This window comes from Bradyrhizobium sp. MI1.11 (genome assembly GCF_055811255.1).
In genome coordinates this window covers 1-5,419 of record NZ_JBVVPM010000123.1, presented here as the reverse complement: position 1 = coordinate 5,419, position 5,419 = coordinate 1, and the positions used below count along the sequence as shown (strand labels likewise).

Genomic DNA, 5,419 nt, shown 5'->3' with positions numbered 1-5,419 from the left:
CCTTAAGGCTAGCCTTAAAGCTAGATCCTCGTCGGATACCTGCAACTCAACAAGGCGGCCCACCCCGGAGGAATACGACGGACGTAGAGCTTCAGTCGAAGCTCTCAATTGCAAAGCCGGGCAATCTGAGCTCCACACGCGCGCATAGGCTCCTGCGATTGCGCCACGCGCGCCTGAATGAGAGCACCTTCAAAGGCCGCCAAGATTACTGGCGCGAGCGTCTCCGCATTCTTCGGGGCCATTCCGCATCGGATCAAGCCATCAGCAATCGTTTGGTGCCAGAGACCGAAAGCGTTCTTGCATGCCTTGGTGAGCGCCTGAGATTGGGGTGCAGTTTCCAATGCAACGGTGCACACGGGGCAGCCAGCGGTGAACCCGGACTTTGCCAACTGTGCCGCGCTCCCCGCAAACAACTTGCGGACACCCTCCGCAGCGCGGCCGCCTTCGGGGAAGCACTGCGCGATGCCCCCAGCGACATTTTGTGCAGCCCATTCGAGAGCGGCGACTCCAACCTGCTCCTTACCATCCGGAAAATAGTGATAGGCGGAACCCCAGGGCGCTCCCGACTCCTGGACCAGCCGCCGCCATGAGGCCGCGGCATAGCCCTCTCTCTGAAAGAGAGACATGGCGGCCAAAATCATCTGTTCGCGCGGTGAATGGGCTGTCATGGGCGTTTGACTAGGACGATCGTCTTATCTATAGACGTAGAGACGTTAGGACAAATGTCATAATGGAGGGTGGGGATCTATGAAGGCGGTATTGTTGCATGCCTACGGCGATGCTGAGGCGCTTCGGGTGGAAGAGGTTTTGAAACCGCAGCCCGGGGCTGACGAAGTGCTCATCCGGATCGAAGCGGCGAGCGTCAACTACGCCGACATCGTGCGTCGGCGCGGTGATCCCTATCCACTGCGGACACCTTTGCCGGCGATCCTCGGCAGCGAAGCCGCCGGTGTCGTCGACGCCGTTGGCGAGGGTGTCACAACGCTGCATCCCGGTGATCGGGTGTTCGCGTTTTTCGGCGGAGACGGTCTTGGCGGCTACGCTGAGTACGCCCTCGCCGGCGTCGACAACGTCATCAAACTGGACCCAAGACTCGATTTTGACGTCGCTTCCACGCTTGTCGTTGCCGGCGTGACTGCTTTTCAAATGCTCAAGGACGCTGGACGGCTCAAGCCCGGCGAATCTGTCTTCATTCCCGGCGGCGCCGGAGGCGTTGGCAACTACGCAATTCAGCTCGCCAAGATTTTGGGCGCCGGCTGCGTCATTGCCGGCGCCAGCACACCCGAACGCCGGCAGCAAGCCTTGGCGCGGGGCGCCGACCACGCCATCGACTCTACCGCCGATGATTGGCCGCGCGAGGTGAAGCGGCTCACCGGCGGACGCGGGGCCGATGTGGTTCTCGATATGGTCGGAGGCGCATTTTTCGACCAGGCTCTGGCCGCGCTCGCACCATTCGGGCGCCTCGTCGTCTATGGGACCGCCAGCAGGAAGCCCTCTTCTTTCATCGCCCAACGCCTGATGCCGATGAACCAAGCCGTGATTGGCTACTACGTCAGCCACTGGTTCAAGGCTCGGCCGGATCAAGCGCAGAAGGCCTTCGACACCGTTGCAGGATTCGTGATCGAACAGCGCCTTCATGTGAAGGTTGCCGGGCGGCTGCCACTCGAAGGGGCCACCGAAGCTCACCGCATCATGGAAGCGCGGCAGGCGACGGGAAAATACGTGCTCAAGCCGTCGCTGACCGCCCCTTGAGCTAAGCAGCGCCACGTATCAACGGCGGCACGCAGCACGCCGCCGATATGTCGGAACCGAAGATGCCAGGCCGGCTGTCTTGAAAAGGGAGGAAACCATGACGATGAGCGACGAGCGTCCCGCATCGCGAGAGAATGGAGGGCTAGCGCTCTTCCGCGAGCTTTTGCGCACAGGCGCGCCAGCCGCTCCCATCTGCATGCCACTGAATTTCCAGTTGTCCGCGGCAGAGCACGGCAGCACAGAGTTTACTGGTTGGCCCGGACCACAGTTCGCAAACCCAGGAGGGGTTGTGCACGGTGGTTACCTCGCCGTGATTTTGAGCTCGGCGATGTCCTGTGCCGTCCATACGACACTTGATGAAGGCGAGGGTTATACGACAACGAACTTTACTGTGAATCTCACCCGTCCGCTAAAGCCGGGACCGGGCCCTGTTATCGCCTCGGGCGTCGTAGTTCACCGCGGCAGACAAGGCGCTACTGCCGAGGGTCGCATCGTCGATGACACGGGCAAGCTTCTTGCGCACGGCACAACGACTTGCGTGATTTTCGCTCCGCGAAAACAAGACTAGCAGTCGCTGCATTTACCAAATTGCTGCCTTCAAAGGACCTTACGAGGTTTCGCATCACCGGGACGACCGATCGTCCACTCGCGGGTGTCAAGGTGATCGATCTTGGCCACTACGTCGCAGCACCGCTGGCAGCGATGATACTGGCGGATCAAAGGGACGGACGTCATGCGCGTTAAGCGATCAGGACATCGAGCGGTAATGCCGCTCGCGGAGGCGCTCGATTGCGGCAAATCCGTCATCAGCCTCGATTTTAAGGATCCAGCAGACAACGCCAAGGCGACGCAACTTTTATCCCGGGGCCGACGTCACCTTCGAAAATTTTCGTCCCGGCGTGATGGACCGGCTCGGGCTGGGAGCGGCGGCGATCCGAGGTGCCAATCCGTCGGCAATCTACGTCTCGCTCCCGGTCTTTCGCAGACTGACCAGGATCGGGCGGGCCTGCGGGCTTGGGCGGGATTGCTCAGTGCAGCAACGGGACTCCACACGGATGTCAGACGCCACGCGCCGACAAGCACGAGGGTCGGCCAACATGAAACAGAGAGTGTCTGTGACAAGCCAGCAAACGGGAGACATTCGCAGGACCGCGATCGTCACGGAAACCTCGTCCGGCACCGGACAGGCCACCGCAAGGGCGTGCGCGATTCCGGTTTTGTCGTCTAGGAAAGACGGCGAGAAATTACTTAGCCGTTGTTGTCATCACCGCAAATCTGCGCCGGCTAATGTAATTGTCAGCTACTCTGGGGCGCCTGACCGGGGCAACAGCGCACGATGGTGCGCAGAAAAGTCCAATATCGAAGATTGGCGTACAAAATCGTGCAATGGCGGAGGGAGGGGAGCTGGGCTCGAACCTTCTCCGCCCGTATAGCAAAAATCGCTGGTATCGGCTGCTTTCGACGGTGATCGAAGTGGCCGATGGCTCGAGCCCCCCAGCATTGGACCGAGCCCGCCGGGACCGGTGGGGTAAGCTGGGCCACGATGCTGCGTCCTGATGGGAACCACTGTTGATCGCGCCGCCGCGGCCGGATGTTCCGGCACCGAAGAACGTGCATTGCCACTCTGCACATCGTCCGGGCCTCGGCCGGGGCACTGGCTTTCGGCCTAAGGCTCCTGCCGGCGCGGCAGATATAGCGGCCCGGCCTTACACAACGGCGCAGCCAGCGGCCGTCGCCACGGTCCATTATTGGAGCGGCTTCTACATCGGGCCCCGAGGTTCGCACGTTGCGACAGGCGGCGTTGCCGGTGGTCAGGTTGGTTATCGCTGGCAGACGGCACCTGGGTGTTCGGCCTCGGAGCCCAGGGCCACCGGGCCGACCTGCGCAGCAGCAACCTCAGCACCCTGTTCGGAGCCGGCTTCGAACGATTCAAGGACCGACGCGTTCTGTCCGTTCACCGGTCAGCCACTGGCAACCATACGTCAAGGAAACGCGAGCAGGTCCGCAAAGACAAGTATAGATTGCTACTGCGGCTTTAAGGTTACAGGAAAGCTCAAGAATGTTACCCGCAGACTACGCTTTTTGCCTGGCTCTTGCGCTAGTGGTCACATTCAACCTTTACTTTGGGCCACGTATCGAGCGCGAACGCGTTGCGATGCAGTGGGGACGCAACGGCGAGCCAACATGGTACGCCCCAAAATGGTTGGCGATGTGGGGAATGATTGTCTTCATGGCGGCTGTTCGGCTCTTTATTTGGCTGGCTTCGACATATGCGCCGCAACGTGTGCACGGTGTTGAATTAGGAATAGTCATTTTCTCGGTGATCGCCGCAGGCTCTCACCTGTTCGTTTTGATGAAGTCGAGAGCGGCACGCTGAAAGAGGTCGCGCAAGTCGGCTAAGAGTCACAAACGGCCGTCGAAGCAAGCGCGTGTATTGTCCGCTCTACCAGCGATAGCCGACTCTACAACGGGATCGGCGTGCTTCGGCTTGGGACCAGAAGCGGAAGACCCGATCATACGTCAGTTCAGCTGCCCCAGAATATGTCGAGCATCCTCCGTTGTGTTGACCCGTTCCTGCTATCATCGTTTCGGTGGGAGGAGGCTTCGCGAGACATCCGCTTATGCAGGAGGACTCTCATGGGGAACGCTCTTGTGGTCCGCAAGGACCGACTGCCTCAATCTCAAAAGATGCAACGGGCAGCGCAGTATGTCCGCATGTCAACAGACTATCAGCAATACTCTATCGAGAATCAGGCGGCGGTGATCGCAACCTATGCCCAACTTCACCAGCTAACCATTGTTCGCACTTACCGCGATGAGGGACGGAGCGGGTTGAAGATTAAAAACAGGCAGGGCCTTACCGAGCTCCTCACCGACGTTCGGTCTGGTCGTGTGGACTTCGGACATCTCCTCGTATTTGACGTCAGTCGTTGGGGACGCTTCCAGGACGTCGATGAGAGTGCGCACTACGAGTTCATCTGTCGTGAGGCAGGCTTGAAAGTTGCGTATTGTGCAGAGCAGTTTGACAATGACAACAGTCTGCTTTCCAGCATCATAAAAAACATCAAAAGGGTTATGGCAGCCGAGTTCAGCCGCGAGCTTTCTGGCAAGGTTCACGCAGGAGCCATGCGTCTCGCGAGACTGGGCTTCAAAATGGGAGGGCCAGCGCCGTTCGGGCTAGAGCGACAGGTTGTGGGCGACGGACACAGGCGCGGAGGAGGTTTGCAGGCTGGCGAACGAAAGTACTTGTCCACGGATCGAGTAAAGCTGGCACCTGGAGCGAAGGAGCAGGTCGAAGTCGTCAGGTGGATCTTCGGCGAGTACCTTCGGGGCGCGACTCAAAGAGCGATTGCACGCGAGCTTAACGAGCGCGGAGTTCCCTCCATCGAAGGGCATTCCTGGACTCAAAGCGGTATAAGCAATCTTCTACGGCAAGAGGCCTACATCGGCACTGCCATCTACAATCGAGGCACAAAGAAGCTTGGCTCCAAGAGAAAGCAGAATCCAAAAGAACTCTGGATCAGAAGCGAAGGCGCTTTTGAATCAATAATCGACAGTGATGTGTTCGTACGCACGAGAAAGGCCTTGGATGCGGATTCCGGGGATTGCGGCCAGGGATTCCGATTGAACGCGACCATGCATTCCGATCGAAGGCGGCCACCTGTTC

Annotated in this window: 7 protein-coding genes; 6 read left to right on the top strand and 1 reads right to left on the bottom strand. The window is 59.4% G+C overall.

Going from position 1 to position 5,419, the window contains the following annotated elements:
- Positions 1–104 precede the first annotated feature (104 nt).
- On the bottom strand, positions 105–668 hold the full coding sequence (locus AC0L30_RS42235; protein ID WP_007599128.1) for a TetR/AcrR family transcriptional regulator: 564 nt from the start codon (positions 666–668) through the stop codon (positions 105–107).
- A 79-nt stretch (positions 669–747) separates the two neighbouring features.
- On the opposite strand from AC0L30_RS42235, the gene AC0L30_RS42230 reads away from it, so the two are divergent.
- The 6 genes from AC0L30_RS42230 to AC0L30_RS42205 form a co-directional block, all read left to right on the top strand.
- Complete coding sequence (locus AC0L30_RS42230) at positions 748–1,752, top strand: quinone oxidoreductase family protein (RefSeq protein WP_473406727.1); 1,005 nt, start codon at positions 748–750, stop codon at positions 1,750–1,752.
- Between the two features lie 97 nt (positions 1,753–1,849).
- On the top strand, positions 1,850–2,320 hold the full coding sequence (locus AC0L30_RS42225) for a PaaI family thioesterase (RefSeq protein ID WP_219679409.1): 471 nt from the start codon (positions 1,850–1,852) through the stop codon (positions 2,318–2,320).
- Positions 2,287–2,496, top strand: coding sequence for a CoA transferase (locus tag AC0L30_RS42220; RefSeq protein ID WP_473406726.1), 210 nt, complete (start codon positions 2,287–2,289; stop codon positions 2,494–2,496). Before AC0L30_RS42225 ends, AC0L30_RS42220 begins: the two co-directional genes overlap by 34 nt.
- A 44-nt stretch (positions 2,497–2,540) precedes the next feature.
- Entirely contained in the window at positions 2,541–3,185 is a 645-nt protein-coding gene (locus tag AC0L30_RS42215; RefSeq protein WP_473406728.1) for a CoA transferase, read from the top strand.
- 626 nt (positions 3,186–3,811) lie between these two features.
- On the top strand, positions 3,812–4,129 hold the full coding sequence (locus AC0L30_RS42210) for an SdpI family protein (protein WP_007599121.1): 318 nt from the start codon (positions 3,812–3,814) through the stop codon (positions 4,127–4,129).
- 260 nt (positions 4,130–4,389) lie between these two features.
- Positions 4,390–5,419: recombinase family protein (locus AC0L30_RS42205; RefSeq protein ID WP_473406725.1), on the top strand; the 1,030-nt coding region annotated here is incomplete at its 3' end.